This window comes from Mesorhizobium opportunistum WSM2075 (assembly GCF_000176035.2).
Lineage (GTDB): Bacteria > Pseudomonadota > Alphaproteobacteria > Rhizobiales > Rhizobiaceae > Mesorhizobium > Mesorhizobium opportunistum.
This window is the reverse complement of sequence record NC_015675.1, coordinates 4,022,671-4,039,986: the sequence shown is the minus strand read 5'-3', so window position 1 is coordinate 4,039,986 and position 17,316 is coordinate 4,022,671. Positions and strand designations below refer to the sequence as shown.

The following is a 17,316-nucleotide window of genomic DNA, read 5'->3' as shown; positions in this document are numbered from 1 at the left end:
TAATGAACGATCGAGCAGTACAGATGGCTGAACCCGCTTTGGAACCGGACGGTGCACACGCCCTTGTCGCGACCATCCCTGTCGCGACCACCCTCGTCGAGACTGTCATGGCGACCATTCGCCAGCGTATCGCCGCGCGCAGCCTGACACCGGGAGCGCGACTGCCCTCGATCCGCGCCTTCGCCAAATCCATGCAGGTGTCGAAATCCACCGTGGTCGAGGCCTATGAGCGGCTCGCAGCCGAAGGCGCGATCCGCTCCCGGCCGGGCTCGGGCTTTTATGCCGCCGGCTCGCTGGCGCCGCTATCGCTGGCCGAGATCGGCCCCCGGCTCGATCGCGTCGTCGATCCGCTCTGGGTCTCGCGCCAGTCGCTGGAAGCCGGCGACGAGATCCTGAAACCCGGCTGCGGCTGGCTGCCGGCCTCATGGATGCCCCAGTCCGCCTTGCGTCGCGCACTGCGCACGGTGGCGCGTGCCGATGATGTCGCGCTGGCCGATTACGGCACGCCGCTTGGCCTGCCGCCCTTGCGGCAATTGCTGGCGCGGCGCATGGCCGGGCATGGCATCGAAGTCTCGCCCGAACAGATCATGCTGACGGAATCGGGTACGCAGGCCATCGACCTGTTGTGCCGGTTCCTGATCGAGCCCGGCGATACGGTGCTGGTCGACGATCCCTGCTATTTCAATTTCCACGCTTTGCTGCGCGCCCACCGCGCCAAGGTGGTCAGCGTCCCCTACACGCCGTCGGGGCCGGATATCGAGCTGTTCGCGCAGGCGCTCGCCGAGCACCGGCCGCGGCTCTACATCACCAATTCCGCCATCCACAACCCGACGGGCGCGATCCTGTCGCCGGTCACGGCGCACCGGCTGCTGAAACTCGCCGACCAATCGGACCTGACCATTGTCGAGGACGATATCTTCGCCGATTTCGAACATGCCCCCGCCCCTAGGCTGGCGGCCTTCGATGGTCTCAGCCGCGTTGTCCAGATCGGCAGCTTCTCCAAGACGCTGTCGGCCTCGGTCCGCTGCGGCTTCATCGCCGCGCCCCGCGACTGGATCGAGGGCCTGACCGACCTCAAGATCGCCACGACCTTCGGCGGCGGACGGCTGGCGGCCGAACTGGTGCTGACGCTGCTGAAGGACGGCAGCTACCGCAAGCACATGGACTTGCTGCGCGCCAGGCTTGCGCGCGCCATGAGCGAGACCACCACCCGCCTGAAGGCGGTCGGCATCACGCCCTGGATCGACCAGCCGGCCGGGCTGTTCCTGTGGTGCAGCCTGCCCGATGGCGTGGACGCGGCCGAAGTCGCACGCCGTGCCCTTTCGGATAATGTCGTGCTGGCGCCAGGCAATGCGTTCAGCCTGTCCCAGACCGCCAGCCGTTTCCTCCGCTTCAATGTCGCCCAGTGCGAAGACAAGCGGATTTTCAAGGTGATCGAGGCGGCGATGGCGCGCTGATCTCAGCGGCTCACGCAAACCTCCCGCACGCAGTCGCGCAACCAGCGTTGCGCCGGGTCGGCATCGAGGCGCGGATGCCAGAGCATCGAGATGGTGACCTCCACGGTGGCGACCGGCAGCGGAAAACTATGCATGCCGGCGCGCGCGCCAACCGTATGCCGCTCGGGCACGCTGGCGATCAGGTCCGAGCCACGCGCCATGGCGAGCGCGGCCGAGAAACCCGACACCATGCATAGGACCGTCCGCTGCAAACCAAGCGCGCTCAGGGCCTCGTCGATCGGCCCTCTCTCGCGGCCACGCCGCGAGACGCTGATGTGCCGGCCGGCCGCATAGCGCTCGGGCGTCACCGGGCCTTCGCCAAAGGGATGGCCGGCTCGAACAACACCGATGAAGCGGTCGCGAAACAGCGCCTGGATACGCACTTCGGGACCGGTTTCACCGGCGACGCCGATTTCCAAGTCGACCGCCGCTTCACGCAGCGACATCGCATCCTTGTCGGACTTCGGCGCGAAACGCAGCCGCACCCCTGGCGCATCGGCCTCGATGCGGGCGACGAGACGAGGCCCGAATTCCTCGACGAAGCCTTCGTTGGTGCGCAATGTGTAGACGTTGTCCAGGCTTGAGAGATCAAGCAACTCGGCAGGCCGCAGCAGCGCCTCGGCGTCCTGGACGACAGGGCCGACCTGCCGCCGCAATTCTTCCGCGCGCGGTGTCGCCACCAGGCCGCGCCCGGCGCGAACCAGCAGGGGATCGCCTGTTGCCTCGCGCAGCCGTGCCAGTGTCCGGCTCATGGCCGAAGGGCTGAGACGCAAACGGCGCGCGGCGCGTGCCACGCTGCCTTCCGCGAGCAGAACGTCTAGCGCAAAGAGCAGATTGAGATCGGGTGACGTCATCGGCCGATCATAGCATGATATGGCGTTTGGTGCACGAATATCATGCAAATGCTGCGCCTTCCGCCATATCAGCCACAGGGCTACATCTCCGACAGCTCCGGTGCCGGAGCCGACAAAAGGAGATCGTCATGGCAGTCGCCGAGCAAAATGGGCTGATATCAGCGCCGCAACAGAAAGAATCCGCCGGCTGGGCGCTGGCCAGCCTGTCGCTCGCCACGCTTTTGTCGTCACTCGGAACCAGCATTGCCAGCGTCGGGCTGCCCTCGCTGATGCAGACGTTCGGGGCCTCGTTCCAGGCCGTGCAATGGGTGGTCCTGGCCTATCTCCTTGCCATCACCACGCTGATCGTCAGCGCCGGGCGGCTGGCCGACATGGTCGGGCGCCGGCCGTTGCTGCTTGGCGGCATCGCGCTGTTCACAGCGGCGTCCGTACTCTGCGGCCTGGCGCCGACACTGTGGCTGCTGATTGCCGCGCGGGCCGTGCAAGGACTGGGGGCTGCGCTGATGATGGCGCTGACGCTGGCCTTTGTCGCCGAAACGGTGAGCAAGGACCGGACTGGCAGCGCCATGGGCCTGCTCGGCGCTATGTCCGCGATCGGCACGACACTCGGCCCTTCGCTCGGCGGCTTGCTGATCGCCGGCCTCGGCTGGCGGGCGATCTTCCTGGTCAATGTCCCGCTGGGCCTCCTGACCTTTGCGCTCGCCTGGCGTGCCCTGCCCGCTCGCAGCAATGGAACGCATGCCGCCCGAGGCAAGTTCGACGCGACAGGCACGGCGCTGCTCGCCCTGACCCTGGGCGCCTATGCGATGGCGATGACGCTTGGCCGGGGTAGTTTCGGCGCGCTCAACATCGGCCTGCTGGCTGCCGCCGGCATCGGCGTCATCCTGTTTGCCATTGCGCAGGCGAGAGTGAAAACACCGCTGGTCCAACTCGCCAGCTTCCGCGACCTCCAGCTCAGCGCCAGCCTGGTCATGAGCCTGATCGTCGCCACGGTGATGATGGCGACCCTGGTGGTAGCGCCATTCTACCTGTCGCGCGGACTGGAGCTGGATGCCGCGATGGTTGGTCTGGTGCTTTCCACCGGGCCGCTGGTCTCGGCCCTGTCGGCGCTGCTGGCCGGACGACTTGCCGATCGTTTCGGAGCCCACAGGATGATGGTCGCCGGCCTGCTCGGCCTCGCCATGGGCACCTTACTGCTGTCGCTCGCGATGACAAAGCTCGGCATTGCCAGCTATGTCGTTCCCATCACCGTCACCTGCTTCGGCTACGCCCTGTTCCAGACCTCCAACAATGCAGCCGTCATGAGCGGTGTCGACGCCGGCGAACGCGGGGTCATATCAGGCCTGCTCAACCTGTCGCGCAACCTCGGCCTGATCACAGGCGCATCCTTGATGGGAGCGATATTCGCGGTCGCGTCGGGGCAAGGCGCTGCGGACACGGCGATCCTATCGCCGGCCGCGGCCGCGCAGGGAATGCAGACCACTTTCGGAGCGGCAACCGGCATGGTGCTAGCTGCGCTGGTCCTGGCAGTTCTTTCGGCCCGTTTTGCCAGCCGGATACCTAGCACGTTGGCCTCACAATAGTGGTGGTTTCCGGGAGCCGGAGCGGAGCGTACTGAAGTACGTGACCACAGTTCTACTGTGACGCAGTAGAACGGAGAAGCGCAGGAGGCCAGCGTTTGCAGGCCGGCCTCACCTGAATATGGATATCAGGCCCCTGCCCGTTTGCGGCGCTCGTAGAGCAAGACCAATGTTTCAGCCGTCAGCGCCGGCTTCTCCTCGCCTTCGATCTCGACCGTGTTGGCGGCCTTCATCAGATACTGGCCGGGCCCCCTGTCTTCCATGGACAGCAGCACCGTACGCAGCCTGATGCGCGCGCCGACCTTGACCGGCGCCAGGAAGCGCACCTTGTCGAAGCCGTAGTTGAACGCAGCCTGCGTATTCTCCGGCACGATGCCCATGCCGAGCGCCAGCGCGCCGATGATCGACAGCGTCAGGTAGCCATGCGCGATCGTGGTGCGAAATGGGCTTTGCCGCCGCGCCCGTTCCGGATCGACGTGGATCCATTGATGGTCGCCGGTGCATTCGGCGAACTGGTCGATACGGTCCTGGTCGACAGTGGTCCATTCCGAGACGCCGAGTTCCTGCCCGGACATCATCCTCAACTGCTCGTAGGTCGGCGGCGTTTTAGGCCGTATTTCTGTCATTCCTGCTTTCCCGATCGCTTTCAGCGCCTCCGGACCACGAACTGACGGCCTCTGTCAATTCGCCCTGCATGAATCCGTTCCGCCGAATTCCAGCGGAATCGTGCCATGCCTTGCGATTCAATGGCAGGGTCGAATCCGGATTTTCGGGCCTCCCGGCCCTGCTGGTGCTTATTCCATGGCGTGGATGCAACTACGCGCAAGGTTGCGGAACTGCGAGCCGGTGTGCCCGGATGAAGGCGGAGCGACAGGCCTCGGGAGCCTATTTCTGCCCATAACCGGCGCGGATTTCCTCCATCGCCTCCTTGATGCGCGCGCGCAGGATATCGATCGATTCGGTGCCGCATTTCCGGGCCAATTCAGCCACTTCCCCAGCATTTTTCAGCGCGGCCTCGAAGGATTTCTTGGCGAACTCCGTCTGCTTGGCCATGATTTCCTGCGGATTGCCCGGCGCCCGGTAGCCCTGCGCCATGTCGGCAACGTCACGCAGCGTGTCCTGCAGCATCTCGCGTTGCCTCGACAACAGCGAGGTCGCGCCCGCGGCGCCGGCTCGCGCCGATTTCTCCAAGGCTTCGAGGTTCTTGCGATGATGGGCAAGGATCGCCTCGACATCGACATTGGGCACCTTCAGGTCGCGGCCGAACCTGCCGAACATGTCCATGAAGGAATCGGATTCCGGTTGTTTGGCCATGATGTCTTCTCCCCTGCGCCGCGGATGCGGGTGCCTCGTTGGGAGCATAGCACTCGGCTGCCGCGTGTCCATTTCGAACACGGGCATGGGGCCGATGCGCATCAATTGACCGGGAGCAGCAGCTCGATCGTGTAGAGCGCGATACCCGCCAGCCCGCCGATGATCATGCCGTTGAAGCGGATGTATTGCAGGTCCCTGCCGATGTTCATCTCGATCAGCCGCGTCAGTTGGGCAAGGTCCCAGCGCTTGACCTGATCGGCGATGAATTTCGACACGCCGCTCTTCTGGCTCTCGACGAAGGAGGCGAGCGCCACGACGAACCCCTGGTTCATGTCGGCCCGGATCTGCGCGTCGCCGGCGAGATGGCGCCCGACCTCGACGAACATGTTGGCGAGATGCGCGCGGATCATCGAATTCGGCGCCTTGGCGTCCTGCTCGATGAACAGGCTGAGGCTTGCCCACATGTCGCCGGCCAATCCCTTGACCTCCGGCCGGGCCAGGAAATCCCGCTTCATCTGCTCGGCGCGTTTGGCGTATTGCTTCGATGTTCTGAGTTTTTCGATGAAGCCTTGGGCGAAACGGTCGAATTCTGCGCGCATCGGATGGTCGGGATCGGCCCGCACCTCGTCGAGCAGCGAGCCGGCCGAGGCGACGATCTTCTTCAGGAGATAGGCGTCGGCCCGGAACAGGTTGAACAGCGACGGCAGTTCCTCGCGGATTTTTTCGCGCATCGTCGCCAATGCCTGTTCGTCATTGAGGAACCGCCCGACCACCTTGGTGAATTCGTCGAACAGTTTCTGGTGGCGGCGGTCGTCGGTGAGCGCGGACAAGAGTTCGGCCGCGAGCGGCGCCAGCGGCACCTTTTCGATCTGCTCCAGCATGCGGCTGGTGAGGAAGCCACGCAGGCCGGATTGTTCTACGGCAGCCAGCGTCTGCGGCACCAGCCGCACGACGAAGCGCGACAGCCCGGCTGCGCGTTCGCCGTCGGCCAGCCAGTCGGCGACCAGCGCCGAAAAATCGACCTCGGCAAGCTTTTCACGCACCGGTTCCGGGGCGAGGAAGTTCACCTCGATGAAGCGGCCGAGATTGTCGGCGATACGGTGCTGGTTCTCGGGAATGATGGCGGTATGCGGGATCGGCAACCCGAGCGGCCGCTTGAACAGCGCCACAACCGCGTACCAGTCGGCCAGACCGCCGATGGTCGCCGCCTCGGCGAAGGCCGCGACGAATCCCAGCCACGGATAGGTGTGTTCGAACGACTTGGCCAACGCAAACACCAGCACACAAAGCGCCAGCGCGGCCGTGGCGACGAACTTCGTCCGCCGCAAAGCGGAGAGCTTGGCGGCAGCGTCGGCATCGAAACGGACCGGCGCCAGGGACGAAGCCGATTGTGCCATGGATGAACTGCTCCTCGCCGATCTCTGGGCCGAACTCGTGGGTCGATCTGGAGCTATCTAGTGTTGCGCCCGCCGAAATTCCCGTGACAACCACATCGCACCCGTTTTGCGCTGCTGCACATAAAGTTGACGCGAATGTTCATCTATAATGCGCCGCTAGTCTGGAATTATTCCAAGGTATAGGCCATATTCGGCCGAGGCCAGCGCGGCGAATCCCAAATTCCGGATGAGAGCCGCGCCGGCAGTTCTGGAATCTGGCGTGGTTGCACCGCACCAGCGCTGAGTGAGGACGAAATGCGGCTTACACGCCAGACCAACTATGCCATGCGCATCCTGATGTATTGTGCCGCCAACAACGACCGGCTGAGCCGCATTCCGGAGATCGCGGCCGCCTATTCGGTGTCGGAACTTTTTCTGTTCAAGATCCTGCAGCCGCTGGTCGAGCACGGCCTTGTGGAGACCGTGCGTGGCCGCAATGGCGGCGTCAGGCTTGGCCGCGCGGCCGAAGCGATCAGCCTGTTCGACGTCGTTCGGGTGACGGAAGAAAGCTTCGCCATGGCCGAATGCTTCGAGAATGATGCCGCCGAATGCCCCTTGGTCGATAGCTGCGCGCTGAATTCGGCGCTGCGTGAAGCGCTGAACGCATTCTTCGCGGTGCTGGAGCGCTACACGATCGCCGATATGGTGGCGGCGCGCCCGAACGTCCGCAGCCTGCTCGGCATCGACATGCTGGAGCGCCGCGCCCCGGCCGCCTGACCTTCTTTCTCCCCGTTCTACGGGGAGAAATGCCCGACAGGGCAATGAGGGGCGGCGCCAACTTCCACAACTAGCGTCAATGTTGGAAGCGCAGGAAACCTGCCGTTCGTAGGCTGGCCTGACCTGAATCTTAGCCGACCGAGGATTGCGGCAGCACGAATGGCATATTGCCGGTCGGCAGCACACCGACTCGGAGCCGGCAGTCGAAAACCTTCTCGATCAGATCATCGCTCAACACATCCTGTGGCGAACCGGTCGCGGCCAGCCGGCCGCGATGCATGACGAAGATGCGGTCGGCGTACATGGCCGTCAGATTGAGGTCGTGCAGGATGGCGACCACGCCGCCGCCCCTTCTGGCGAAATCGCGGGCGATGTTCATGATGATCAGCTGGTGCTTGATGTCGAGGCTGGAAACCGGTTCATCGAGGAACAGGTAGCGAGGTCTGCCGTCGAGCACCGGCGCCCAGACCTGGCACAGCACGCGTGCAAGCTGGACGCGCTGCTGCTCGCCGCCCGAAAGCTCCTGGTAGAAACGCCCGGCAAAGCCGTCGAGATCGACACGCGCCAGCGCCCGCTCCGGCAGCCGCAAATCCTCGCCGGGCAAGGCGCCCGAGCGGCCACCGACAAGGCCAAGCTTGACCACCTCGCGCACGGTGAACGGAAACGACAGTGTCGTCGCCTGCGGCAGCACCGCCCGCTGGACGGCGATTTCGACCGGCTTCATGGCCGACAGATCGCGGCCGTTGAGAACGACGCGCCCGCTATAGGCAAGTTCGCCCGACAGGGCCTTGAGGAAGGTCGTCTTGCCCGAACCATTGGGACCGACGATCGCCGCCACTTCGCCTGGCCGTGCATCGAAATCGACACCGCCGACGATGCGCTTGCCGGCAATATCAACCGAAACATCCCTCGCCTCGATCATCCCAGCCTCACAAATCCCAAATCTACAAATCAATCACGCCGCGCTTGCGCAGCAGGACCCACAGGAAGAACGGCGCGCCTGCCACAGCGGTGACGATGCCGATCGGCAATTCGGCCGGCGCCACGATGGTGCGAGCGACAGCGTCGGCGAGCAGCAGCAGCGAGGCGCCGAGCAGCGCCGAAGCCGGCAGCAGGTAGCGATTGTCCGGGCCGATCAGCAGGCGCAGCAGGTGCGGCACGACGATGCCGACAAAGCCGATGCCGCCGCTGACGGCGACCGACGCGCCGACCGCCGCCGAAACGCCAACGATGGCCGTGTACTTCAACCGCTGCACCGGTATGCCGAGATGGCCGGCGGTCGCCTCGCCCAGCGCCAGCGCGTTGAGGCCGCGCGCCAGGAACGGCATCGCCGCCAATGCCAGCACGATGATCGGCCCGACGGAAGCGATCTTGCCCCAGGTCGCGCCACCGAGCGATCCGAGCGACCAAAAGGTCAGGTCGCGCAGCTGGCGGTCGTCAGCCATGAAGATCAGGATGCCGGTCAGCGCCATGGCAAGGGCTGCCAGCGCGATGCCGGCGAGCAGCATGGTGGCGACCGAGGTTTGCCCGCGCCGGGTGGCAACCTGATAAAGCACCAGCGTCGTGGCCAGGCCGCCGAAGAACGCCGCCAACGGCAGCGCAAGCGTGCCGAGCAAGGCCGTCACAGGTGCCAGTGCCGTGGCGCCGAGCACGATGATGGCCACCGCGCCGAGGCTGGAGCCGGCCGAAACGCCGATCAGGCCGGGGTCGGCCAGCGGATTGCGGAACAGGCCCTGCATGACGGCACCGGAGGCCGCGAGCGCGGCACCGACCAGCATGCCGAGAATGACGCGCGGCAGGCGGATATCATAGACGATCAGGCTGTCGCGCGCGCTCAGCGCCGCATCGCCTGGAATGGCTCCAGACAACCAGTCCCCGATGACGTTGACGGCGGATGCGTCCGACGCACCCGACGTCAGCGACAGGAACACGGCGGCCGCGAGCCCCACGCACAGCAGCAGGATGACGATGCGGGCGCGACCCGAGCGGTCGCCTTCGGATGCATTCGCCATCACCTTCACCGGGCCGGCGATCGATTGATCGACCACGATGCTCAGTCCGTGACCTGCGCGCCGTAGAGCGAGACGGCGAGATCGTGGATGGCATCCGCCGTGCGCGGCCCGAAGCCGAGCAGATAGCCGCCGTCGATGCGGACCAGCTTGCGCGCGACACCCGCCGGCGTCGAGGCGATGGACGGATTGCCGAACAATTCGTCGTCCGACACCGGTGGCCCGGCATTGCTCATCATCAGGATCACGTCCGGCCTGGCGGTAATGATCGCTTCATCGGACAGTTGCTTGTAGCCGGAAAAGCCCTCCACGGCATTGACCCCGCCCGCCAGCCTGACCATGCCGTCGGCCGCGGTGTCGCTGCCGGCCGCCAGGATCTTGCCGCCCTGTATGGACAGCACGAACAGGACGCGCTTGCGCTCCTTGATCGAGGCCGTCTGCCTTTCGGCGGCCGTGAGCTTGGCATCGAGCTCCTCGGCCAGCACCTCCGCCTTGGCGTCGACGCCGAGTGCCTTGCCGACGATGCGGACCTTCTCGAGAATGCCTTCGTGACTGTAATGCTCGGGCACTTCGATGAACGGAATGCTGGTCTTCTTCAGCACATCGACGGCTTCCCTGGGGCCACTGCCATGCAGCGCCAGGATGCCTGTCGGATCGACCGACAGCACGCCCTCGGGCGAGAGTGCGCGCATATAACCGACATCGGGCAGGTCGAGCGCCGCTTTCGGATAATTGCTGGTGGAATCGCGGGCCACCAGACGTGTCTCCTCACCGAGCGCATAGACGATTTCGGTGATCGAACCGCCTATCGCCGCGATCTTCGACGGATCGGAGAAGACCGAGACGCCTTCGGCGGCTCCGGCCGGCTGCAGCGCGGCAAAAGCAAGGGAGAGGCCGATTATCGACGCAAGGATTGATCCGCGCACTGCCGGCAGGTTCAGGGCCGGCCGATTCAGGGCCGGCATGTTCAGGAAAGAACGCATCACACTGTCCTCAGGCAGCCGTCGGGTTTGGAATACGCGGCAGGTTCTCGGCCAGGAACCGCCAGTCGTCGCGCTCGCTTTCGCCTTCGTGTCGCTTGCCGAAGAACTGGATGATCATGCTGCCGTCGGCAGCGTAGACCTCGAGCGATGTGACATGGCCGTCCTTGGTCGGCTTGCGCACGGCCCAGACCTCGTGGATGTGGTCTGTCCGCAGGTGCAGGTGGAAGGTCTCGTCCAGCACGTTGAGCCACGGCCCCATCGGCTTGATCGACTTGACTGGCCCCGAATGGATCTGGATGCAGCCACGGTTTCCGACGAAGCACATGATCGGCATCTCGCCTTGGGCGGCGTGATGGAACATGGCCTGGACCGCGTCATTGTCGAGCAGCCACGCATAATCCTGGCCGACCATACGCACCGCCTGGCGACGGCTGAGCTTCAGCGTCTTCAGCATGCCGAAGAACTGGTGGACGTCCGTCAGCCGGCTCCAGCGGTCGCGCAGATCGTCGAGATTGGCGGTGGCCGCCGAGGCCTCGTTCTCTTCGGAGATTGGTCCTGAAATGTCGATCGTCGGATCCTGGTTCGATGATTCCAGGGAGGCAACCAGCTTCTGGTAGGCATAGAGGCTGGAGGATGGCCGCAAATGCACCTTGTGCACCGCCTCGCCCGCCGCGTCGAAGAACTGCAGGCTGCGGCGGATCTCGTCGCCATCGCGTTTCTCCACGGCAAAGCCGTGCGCCCAGACTTTCGGAAAGATGCGCAGATCGATATTCTCGCCGAGCACCATCGCATTGTGGTTGCCGGTGACGACCTTGTCGTAGACGCCGATCTTTTCATGCACGGCGCTTCCGTTGCGGGTCAACGCCATCACCTCCCCGACGGCCTCGAGGCCGGTCAGAAGGTCGTTGACGCGCGGCTCGATGCGGACGACGCCGTCGCCACAATGGGCAGCGACCAACTCGGCCTCCGAAATGCCGAGTTGGGCGGCCAGGTCACGCTCGCGCGTTTTCGGATTCTCCATCCGTGCCCGCCGGATTTCATGTGGGGCGGGTTTTACGCGCTGGTCCATGTCTTACCCCTATTGCCTTGCCTTACTTGTTGAGAATGAGCTTGCCCTGGCGGGTGATCTTCAGCCTGTAGAGAGCACCATGGTGCTCGATGCCGATCTCGTGCTCGCCCTGGAAAAGGGTGTTGCTGGACAGGGTCCGCACCGCCAGCGGAACCCGGTCGAAACGGACTGCGGTGTCATCGGAACGGCGGACGCGATGGCGAAAATCGTTGGGATTGTGCGTGTTCATCTGTGTCGATCCCTTTCCTGTGCCGGGCGTCTGGTTAGGCGTTGCGAATATCCGATTCATTTCTTGACTCGAATAATCATGTTTATTAGTCAGTGCAATACCGGATCAAACGAGTCAAGATTTAAGACGCCGGACACGATCAAAAATGCCAGCCAGCCCCGGGCGAGCCAGCATCGAACCTGGAATTTGGAGTTGGGGCATGGGGTTGATGAATTGGGAACGGCGCGGCCGGTCTGCGGCGAACGGTGCGGCGGCTTTGCTGACAAGCGTGGCGGCGATCGCCTTGTCGGCGCAGCTTGCCAACGCCCAGCAGGCAATGCAGCAGACGGATGAGACGAAGAAGGCCGACCAGGAAAAAGCGGGACAAGCGGGCGCGACGCTGCTCGACAAGGTGCTGGTCATCAGCCGCACCGGTGAAACGGCAATCGAATCGCTGGCCTCGGCCAGCCATGTCGACCAGGAGCAACTCGACCGTCGCATGGCGACGACGCCGAACGAGATGCTGCTCGGTGTTCCCGGTGTTGCGACACAGGCCGACGCCAGGCGCGTCAGCACCAGCATCAACATACGCGGCCTGCAGGATTTCGGCCGCGTCGCGGTCATCGTCGACGGCGCGCGGCAGGATTTCCAGCGTTCGGACCACGGCACCCAGTCGACCTTCTACATCGACCCGGAGCTCGTCAAATCCGTCGACGTGATCCGTGGTCCTGTCGCCAACACCTACGGCTCGGGCGCCATCGGCGGCGTCGTCTTCTTCGACACCAAGGATGCGGTGGACTTCCTCAAGCCGGAGGAAACATGGGGCGCTTCGGTAACCGGGCGCTATGAGAGCAATGGCAAGGGCTGGACCACCAGTGCCTCCGGCGCCTACCGTTTCAACGAGAACTGGGATGCGCTCGGCAATATCGTCTACCGTAACTACGACAACTACAAGGATGGCGGCGGCGATACCGTCAACGGCACCGGCTTCGACGTGCTGAGCGGCCTGCTCAAGACCACCATCCGTCCGACCGAGAACAGCGAATTGAAGCTCGGCTGGGTCGGCTCCAGCGACAGTTGGGACGAAACCAGCGGCGGCGTTCCGGTCAACGATGTCGACCTGAAGTCGAACACCTTCACGGCCCGCTACAACATCACGGATGAGGACAAGAGCTGGCTCGATCTCCACATCAACACCTCCTACAACAAGACCAATCTCGATCTGACCAGCCTCGTTCCGCAAAACCGCTTCGATCCGGTCACCGGCCTGCCCGTGGTTCTCCCGGCAGGATCGCAGTCGACATTTGACGTCGGCACGACCGGCATCGACATCTGGAATACGTCCCGGTTCGAAACGGGCGGCGTCGCCCATGAACTGACCCATGGAGGCGACTGGGTCGGCGACAATGTCAAGACCGGCGGCGCTGCCGGCGGCGACAGCTTCTATACGCCTTCGGGCAAGCGAAACGTGTCCGGCGCCTATGTCCAGGACAAGCTCAGCTGGGAATGGCTCGAGGTGATTGGCGGCCTGCGCTACGACAGCTACAGCCTGAAGGACGATACCCATGACATTTCCGGCGACAGGGTATCGCCGCGCATTACCGTCGGTGTCTCGCCGTTTGAGTCCGCCGGGCTTGCAGGCCTTCAGTTCTATGGCACCTATGCGGAAGGCTATCGCTCGCCATCGATCACGGAGACGCTGATCAGCGGCAATCATCCGGCCGGCGTCAGCTTTCCTTTCCTGCCCAACCCCAATCTGCGGCCCGAGACAGGCAAGACCACCGAATTCGGCGTCAACTACAAGCAGAATGACATCCTTCAAGCAGGCGACGCATTCCGTCTCAAGGCGGCCTATTTCAACAACGACGTCGACGACTATATCGATGGCGTGACGCTGTCGCCGTTCGACCCGACCAGCGGCTGCCCGTTTGGGCCGGGCATCCCGATCTGCTTCCAGTACCAGAACTTCGCCAAGGCAAAGATCAACGGCTTCGAATTGGAAGGCGTGTACGACGCGGCATGGGGTTATGCAGGTCTCTCTGCCTCGATCACCAACGGCCATACCATATCGTATGAAGGCGACCGGGCGGACCTCGCCACCATACCCTCTTCGCAGGTTACGGCGCAGCTCGGGCTGCGCTTCCTCGAAGACAAGCTGACCGTCGGCGGCGAAGTGCAGTACAATGGCAAGCCGAAGGGCAATGCGGTGGCCGAGGACTATACGCTGGTCAATGCCTTCGCCAGCTACCAGGCCACCGACAATCTCAAAATCGATTTCCGCGCCGACAATCTGTTCGATGTCAAATACGTCAACCCGTTGAACGGCAGCACGACAGTTGCCGTCTACGAGCCCGGCGTAACGTTGAAGCTGGCGGCAACCATGCGCTTTGGAGGCTGATGACCATGACGGGCTTGACGACATCCCTTCGTCTGCTGACCTCGATGCTGGCGATGTCGCTTGCGACGGCTCCGGCGTGGGCTGAAGAGCCCGCGCCGGTTCCCGCGCTCACCCTCGAACTCAACGCCGCGCAGCCTTCCGACAAGGGCTGCCGGCTGACCTTCCTGGTCAACAACAATCTCGGCGCCGACCTCTCCAAGGCGGCGTTCGAGATCGCGCTGTTCAACGAGGCCGGTATCGTCGACCGGCTGACCGTGCTCGACTTCAAGGACCTGCCGGCCGGCAAGACCAAGGTGACGCGTTTCGATCTCGCCGGCACCGACTGCGCCAAGATCAGCCGCGTGCTGATCAACAGCGCCACGGAATGCGCCGGCAACGGTGTCGAACCGAATGCCTGCACGCGCAAGCTGAAGACAGGCACCAAGACCGGCATCGCTTTCGGCGTCTGAGAACGGCGTTGGGGCTGCATCCCGCATTCGCGCGAAACACCGTGGCCTGGCCGCTGGCTGCCTATGACCAGATGCCGCCGTCAGCGAACGAACTTGATTTGACAATTTTGCTCGGGTCGCTGCAGGTCTCGTCGCGGACATGCAGGACATCAGCCCGCTCCCCGACGCCAGCGCCGAGCTGGCTATAAAACCAATCGAACCGCTTGCGTTGGTGGGGCCGACCGCTGGCACCGGCAAGTGGGCGACGGCAATCGTCATCTCCGGCCTGCTCCATGCCGCCGTGGCGGCGGCTTTTCTGATTTCATCCTCGGGATCATTCGACTCCAGGGATTCGGTGCAGCCGGAAGGCAGCGATCGGGTCGGAGACAAGATAGCCGGCAGCGCACTGGACAAGGATCCGGCGGCAGTGAACGTCAAGCTGGTGCCAAGCCCGCCGCCAGCCAAACCGGAACCCGCAAGGGCAGTTAGGCCGGTACCCCCGACAAAACCTTCGCAGCCTGAGCAAGAAACCGTGACGCATGCTCCCGAGCCTGTCCGGGACGCGGCGAAGCAGGCATCGGAGCCCTCGCCGGAACCGGCCAAACAGTCTGTGGCCACGCCGGACATACTGATGGCGGCAACGCCGCGCCCTGATAACCAGAGCGTCGCCGCTGAGAATATGACCGCTAAGACCGAAACGCCGGTACAGCCGGGCGTCCAGGCCGAAACCGTCGAAATGCCTGTCGCCGTTCCAGACCAACCGCCAATCCCCAGCGCCAGGCCAACCCCGGCTGCCGCCCCTTCAACAACAGCGGACGAGAAGCGCGGCACGGCGGATGGCCGGGATGAGCTGGCACAGGCGGCCAGCAAGGGTAAAAAGCAGAAGGAAGCAGGCCGCGATGCGGAATTCAGCTATCGCAGTGACGTCATCAGAAAGCTTAGCCGTGTCAACCGCAGCGTCCCGCCTTCGGTGCAACTGACCGCACGCAACAACGCGGTGGTGACGTTCGTCATCGGCAGCCGAGGCGGCATCGATGAACTGCGCATCCTGCAAAGTTCAGGATCGCCCAACTTCGATCAGACCGCCCTCGGCATCGTGCGCAAGGCCGCGCCCTTTCCTCCAATTCCGCCGCAGGCCGCGAGCTCGAGTTTGGAGTTCGAGGCTGAAATCGGCCCATTTTGAATACGCCCGGAACGAACTGCCGCGGCGCCAACCATCAACGTCCGCATGAAAGGAACCCCATGTACATCGCCATGAACCGCTTCAAGGTGCAGGCCGGCTCGGAGGCCGATTTCGAAGCCGTCTGGAAGAACCGCGATTCCAGCCTTGCCGGGATGAAAGGCTTCCGCGAATTCCATCTGCTGCGCGGCCCGGTCAACGAGACCGAAGGCTACACGCTGTTCGCCTCGCACACGGTGTGGGCGAGCCACGACGATTTCGTCGCCTGGACCAAGTCCGAGAATTTCCGTGCCGCACACAGGAACGTCGGCACCACGAAGGTCCACTATCTCGGCCACCCGCAATTCGAGGGCTTTTCCGTCGTCGAGGGTGCCTGACGACGGAAGCGTCGTGCAAGCCGCCTGAAGTCTCGTCCTGCTTACATCAGGGCGGCGAAGTGCCGTCGCTGCATTTTCGGCTGCGCGCCGGAAGAGGCGTAGGTCTGGCGACCACGGCAGCAACTTCAGGCTTGGCCAAACAAGCGCCGCAGATGCCGGACGGCATTCTTGCGCCACCATCGCCAACGGTTTTTTGGGCTGAGAAAGGGCACGATGCGTGGATCGTCAAATAGCCTGCCAAATCGCCTTAAATGATGTGCAAGCACTTCTGATACGAAACCCTTGCCGTTTATCGAGTCGAGGCGTTCGGCATCGGCCAGGACATAGTCCAGGACTTCGGCGCCCAGCTTGATGTGGCTGGCGTTGTGCGCCGGCGTCTGCTGGACATGTCCACCCGCGTAGGCACCGTTGGTGGAGGCATTGGCCCCGTGCAGCCGGTAGAGGCCCAGACATTCCGACAGGAGCAAGCTGCCGGCCGCCAAATGCGCGCAGGTCGCCGTAAGATAGTCGGTGCTCATCCGGGACTGGAACGGGAAGGCCAGAACCGGTTCCAGCGCTCCGCGTCGGAAAACCATCGAGGATGTCGGCGCCCATAGCCAGCCATAGGTTCGGGGTCCGAAGTAGGTGATCGCGTGTTCCGTGGAATAGTCGATGCCTGCGGCTATTTCGCCGAGCCTACTGGTCGGCGGCACGGCGACACCGCGTGGGTCCATCTCCGAACGTGGCTTGCGCATCATAACGTAGGTGCCGCCAAGGACGACGCGGTCGCGATCGACCAGAAGGACGTCGGAACTGGACAGCGACACCGGGTGCATCGTGTTCAGGTGGGCCGACAGATGCGCGGCGAGAAAATTCGGCAGCCAGACATCGTCGGCATCGAGGAACGCCACGAATGGCTGATCGCCGGCGGCAAAACCGTCGCGGAACGTTGCAATCTGGCCGCCATTTTGCGGCCGCACCAGTAGACGCAGGCGTGGGTCGCCAATCGTTTCGAGAAGCTGGCGCACATGTTCGGTCGAACCATCCGTCGAGGCATCGTCAACGATGATGCAATCCCATTTCTGATAGGTCTGCGCCAAGACCGAGCGGATCGCGTCCCCGACATAGGCGCGATAATTGTGACAAGTGATGATAACGCCTACTCGAGGAAGCTCGAATAGCACGGTCGTGCTTGGCATGCGTGGCTTGCCCCGATAGACGCCCAGGTTTTCGGGCTCTTGCCCTTTGCACCGGCCCGAAGCCGATGACAAGGGACCCGAAGCCGATG

Annotated in this window: 17 protein-coding genes; 7 read left to right on the top strand and 10 right to left on the bottom strand. The window is 63.8% G+C overall.

Annotated elements, in window-relative coordinates:
* Positions 1 to 23: 23 nt before the first annotated feature.
* Positions 24 to 1,457 (top strand): aminotransferase-like domain-containing protein, encoded by a 1,434-nt coding sequence (locus tag MESOP_RS19460; protein WP_013895053.1) that lies wholly within the window; start codon positions 24 to 26, stop codon positions 1,455 to 1,457.
* A gap of 2 nt (positions 1,458 to 1,459) precedes the next feature.
* Here MESOP_RS19460 and MESOP_RS19455 read toward each other — a convergent pair whose 3' ends face one another.
* Positions 1,460 to 2,350, bottom strand: coding sequence for a LysR family transcriptional regulator (locus MESOP_RS19455; RefSeq protein ID WP_013895052.1), 891 nt, complete (start codon positions 2,348 to 2,350; stop codon positions 1,460 to 1,462).
* Positions 2,351 to 2,478: 128 nt separating this feature from the next.
* Here MESOP_RS19455 and MESOP_RS19450 point away from each other — a divergent pair, with 128 nt between their 5' ends.
* The gene (locus tag MESOP_RS19450) at positions 2,479 to 3,933 is read left to right on the top strand and encodes an MFS transporter (RefSeq protein ID WP_013895051.1); all 1,455 of its coding nucleotides are present in this window, start codon (positions 2,479 to 2,481) and stop codon (positions 3,931 to 3,933) included.
* 125 nt (positions 3,934 to 4,058) lie between these two features.
* Here the strand turns inward: MESOP_RS19450 and MESOP_RS19445 are convergent, their stop codons facing one another.
* The 3 genes from MESOP_RS19445 to MESOP_RS19435 form a co-directional block, all read right to left on the bottom strand.
* A complete protein-coding gene (locus MESOP_RS19445) occupies positions 4,059 to 4,556 on the bottom strand; it encodes a MaoC family dehydratase (protein ID WP_013895050.1) in 498 nt (165 codons plus the stop codon).
* A gap of 259 nt (positions 4,557 to 4,815) precedes the next feature.
* Positions 4,816 to 5,244: a phasin family protein gene (locus tag MESOP_RS19440; RefSeq protein ID WP_013895049.1), complete on the bottom strand. Its 429-nt coding sequence runs from the start codon at positions 5,242 to 5,244 to the stop codon at positions 4,816 to 4,818.
* 101 nt (positions 5,245 to 5,345) lie between these two features.
* Positions 5,346 to 6,641 carry a DUF445 domain-containing protein gene (locus MESOP_RS19435; protein WP_013895048.1) on the bottom strand — a complete coding sequence of 432 codons (1,296 nt, stop codon included), beginning with the start codon at positions 6,639 to 6,641 and terminating at the stop codon, positions 5,346 to 5,348.
* A 294-nt stretch (positions 6,642 to 6,935) separates the two neighbouring features.
* Between MESOP_RS19435 and rirA the strand changes: the two genes are divergently transcribed.
* Complete coding sequence (gene rirA / locus MESOP_RS19430; RefSeq protein ID WP_013895047.1) at positions 6,936 to 7,397, top strand: iron-responsive transcriptional regulator RirA; 462 nt, start codon at positions 6,936 to 6,938, stop codon at positions 7,395 to 7,397.
* A gap of 130 nt (positions 7,398 to 7,527) precedes the next feature.
* Here rirA and MESOP_RS19425 read toward each other — a convergent pair whose 3' ends face one another.
* Genes MESOP_RS19425 through hemP form a run of 5 tightly spaced genes read right to left on the bottom strand, consistent with a single transcriptional unit; the run spans position 7,528 to position 11,687 of the window.
* A complete protein-coding gene (locus MESOP_RS19425) occupies positions 7,528 to 8,319 on the bottom strand; it encodes a heme ABC transporter ATP-binding protein (protein WP_013895046.1) in 792 nt (263 codons plus the stop codon).
* Positions 8,320 to 8,341: 22 nt separating this feature from the next.
* Positions 8,342 to 9,445, bottom strand: coding sequence for a FecCD family ABC transporter permease (locus MESOP_RS19420; protein WP_013895045.1), 1,104 nt, complete (start codon positions 9,443 to 9,445; stop codon positions 8,342 to 8,344).
* Between the two features lie 5 nt (positions 9,446 to 9,450).
* Positions 9,451 to 10,389 carry a heme/hemin ABC transporter substrate-binding protein gene (locus MESOP_RS19415; RefSeq protein WP_013895044.1) on the bottom strand — a complete coding sequence of 313 codons (939 nt, stop codon included), beginning with the start codon at positions 10,387 to 10,389 and terminating at the stop codon, positions 9,451 to 9,453.
* Between the two features lie 10 nt (positions 10,390 to 10,399).
* A complete protein-coding gene (locus tag MESOP_RS19410; protein ID WP_013895043.1) occupies positions 10,400 to 11,458 on the bottom strand; it encodes a hemin-degrading factor in 1,059 nt (352 codons plus the stop codon).
* A 22-nt stretch (positions 11,459 to 11,480) separates the two neighbouring features.
* On the bottom strand, positions 11,481 to 11,687 hold the full coding sequence (hemP, locus tag MESOP_RS19405; protein ID WP_023780370.1) for a hemin uptake protein HemP: 207 nt from the start codon (positions 11,685 to 11,687) through the stop codon (positions 11,481 to 11,483).
* A gap of 199 nt (positions 11,688 to 11,886) precedes the next feature.
* Here hemP and MESOP_RS19400 point away from each other — a divergent pair, with 199 nt between their 5' ends.
* From MESOP_RS19400 to hmuQ, 4 genes are all read left to right on the top strand, one after another.
* Positions 11,887 to 14,064, top strand: coding sequence for a TonB-dependent hemoglobin/transferrin/lactoferrin family receptor (locus tag MESOP_RS19400; RefSeq protein ID WP_013895041.1), 2,178 nt, complete (start codon positions 11,887 to 11,889; stop codon positions 14,062 to 14,064).
* Between the two features lie 5 nt (positions 14,065 to 14,069).
* The gene (locus tag MESOP_RS19395) at positions 14,070 to 14,513 is read left to right on the top strand and encodes a hypothetical protein (RefSeq protein WP_013895040.1); all 444 of its coding nucleotides are present in this window, start codon (positions 14,070 to 14,072) and stop codon (positions 14,511 to 14,513) included.
* A 139-nt stretch (positions 14,514 to 14,652) separates the two neighbouring features.
* The gene (locus tag MESOP_RS19390) at positions 14,653 to 15,675 is read left to right on the top strand and encodes an energy transducer TonB family protein (RefSeq protein WP_013895039.1); all 1,023 of its coding nucleotides are present in this window, start codon (positions 14,653 to 14,655) and stop codon (positions 15,673 to 15,675) included.
* A 59-nt stretch (positions 15,676 to 15,734) separates the two neighbouring features.
* Positions 15,735 to 16,049, top strand: coding sequence for a heme-degrading protein HmuQ (gene hmuQ / locus MESOP_RS19385; RefSeq protein WP_013895038.1), 315 nt, complete (start codon positions 15,735 to 15,737; stop codon positions 16,047 to 16,049).
* Between the two features lie 125 nt (positions 16,050 to 16,174).
* Here hmuQ and MESOP_RS19380 read toward each other — a convergent pair whose 3' ends face one another.
* Positions 16,175 to 17,227: a glycosyltransferase gene (locus tag MESOP_RS19380; protein ID WP_041164191.1), complete on the bottom strand. Its 1,053-nt coding sequence runs from the start codon at positions 17,225 to 17,227 to the stop codon at positions 16,175 to 16,177.
* Positions 17,228 to 17,316: the final 89 nt, after the last annotated feature.

Bases quoted from the DNA above. Each gene is read 5' to 3' on its own strand.
- MESOP_RS19460 (WP_013895053.1), top strand. From the start codon at position 24: ATGGCTGAACCCGCTTTGGAACCGGACGGTGCACACGCCCTTGTCGCG.
- MESOP_RS19455 (WP_013895052.1), bottom strand. From the start codon at position 2,350: ATGACGTCACCCGATCTCAATCTGCTCTTTGCGCTAGACGTTCTGCTC.
- MESOP_RS19450 (WP_013895051.1), top strand. From the start codon at position 2,479: ATGGCAGTCGCCGAGCAAAATGGGCTGATATCAGCGCCGCAACAGAAA.
- MESOP_RS19445 (WP_013895050.1), bottom strand. From the start codon at position 4,556: ATGACAGAAATACGGCCTAAAACGCCGCCGACCTACGAGCAGTTGAGG.
- MESOP_RS19440 (WP_013895049.1), bottom strand. From the start codon at position 5,244: ATGGCCAAACAACCGGAATCCGATTCCTTCATGGACATGTTCGGCAGG.
- MESOP_RS19435 (WP_013895048.1), bottom strand. From the start codon at position 6,641: ATGGCACAATCGGCTTCGTCCCTGGCGCCGGTCCGTTTCGATGCCGAC.
- rirA (WP_013895047.1), top strand. From the start codon at position 6,936: ATGCGGCTTACACGCCAGACCAACTATGCCATGCGCATCCTGATGTAT.
- MESOP_RS19425 (WP_013895046.1), bottom strand. From the start codon at position 8,319: ATGATCGAGGCGAGGGATGTTTCGGTTGATATTGCCGGCAAGCGCATC.
- MESOP_RS19415 (WP_013895044.1), bottom strand. From the start codon at position 10,389: ATGCGTTCTTTCCTGAACATGCCGGCCCTGAATCGGCCGGCCCTGAAC.
- MESOP_RS19410 (WP_013895043.1), bottom strand. From the start codon at position 11,458: ATGGACCAGCGCGTAAAACCCGCCCCACATGAAATCCGGCGGGCACGG.
- hemP (WP_023780370.1), bottom strand. From the start codon at position 11,687: ATGAACACGCACAATCCCAACGATTTTCGCCATCGCGTCCGCCGTTCC.
- MESOP_RS19400 (WP_013895041.1), top strand. From the start codon at position 11,887: ATGGGGTTGATGAATTGGGAACGGCGCGGCCGGTCTGCGGCGAACGGT.
- MESOP_RS19395 (WP_013895040.1), top strand. From the start codon at position 14,070: ATGACGGGCTTGACGACATCCCTTCGTCTGCTGACCTCGATGCTGGCG.
- MESOP_RS19390 (WP_013895039.1), top strand. From the start codon at position 14,653: ATGCAGGACATCAGCCCGCTCCCCGACGCCAGCGCCGAGCTGGCTATA.
- hmuQ (WP_013895038.1), top strand. From the start codon at position 15,735: ATGTACATCGCCATGAACCGCTTCAAGGTGCAGGCCGGCTCGGAGGCC.
- MESOP_RS19380 (WP_041164191.1), bottom strand. From the start codon at position 17,227: ATGCCAAGCACGACCGTGCTATTCGAGCTTCCTCGAGTAGGCGTTATC.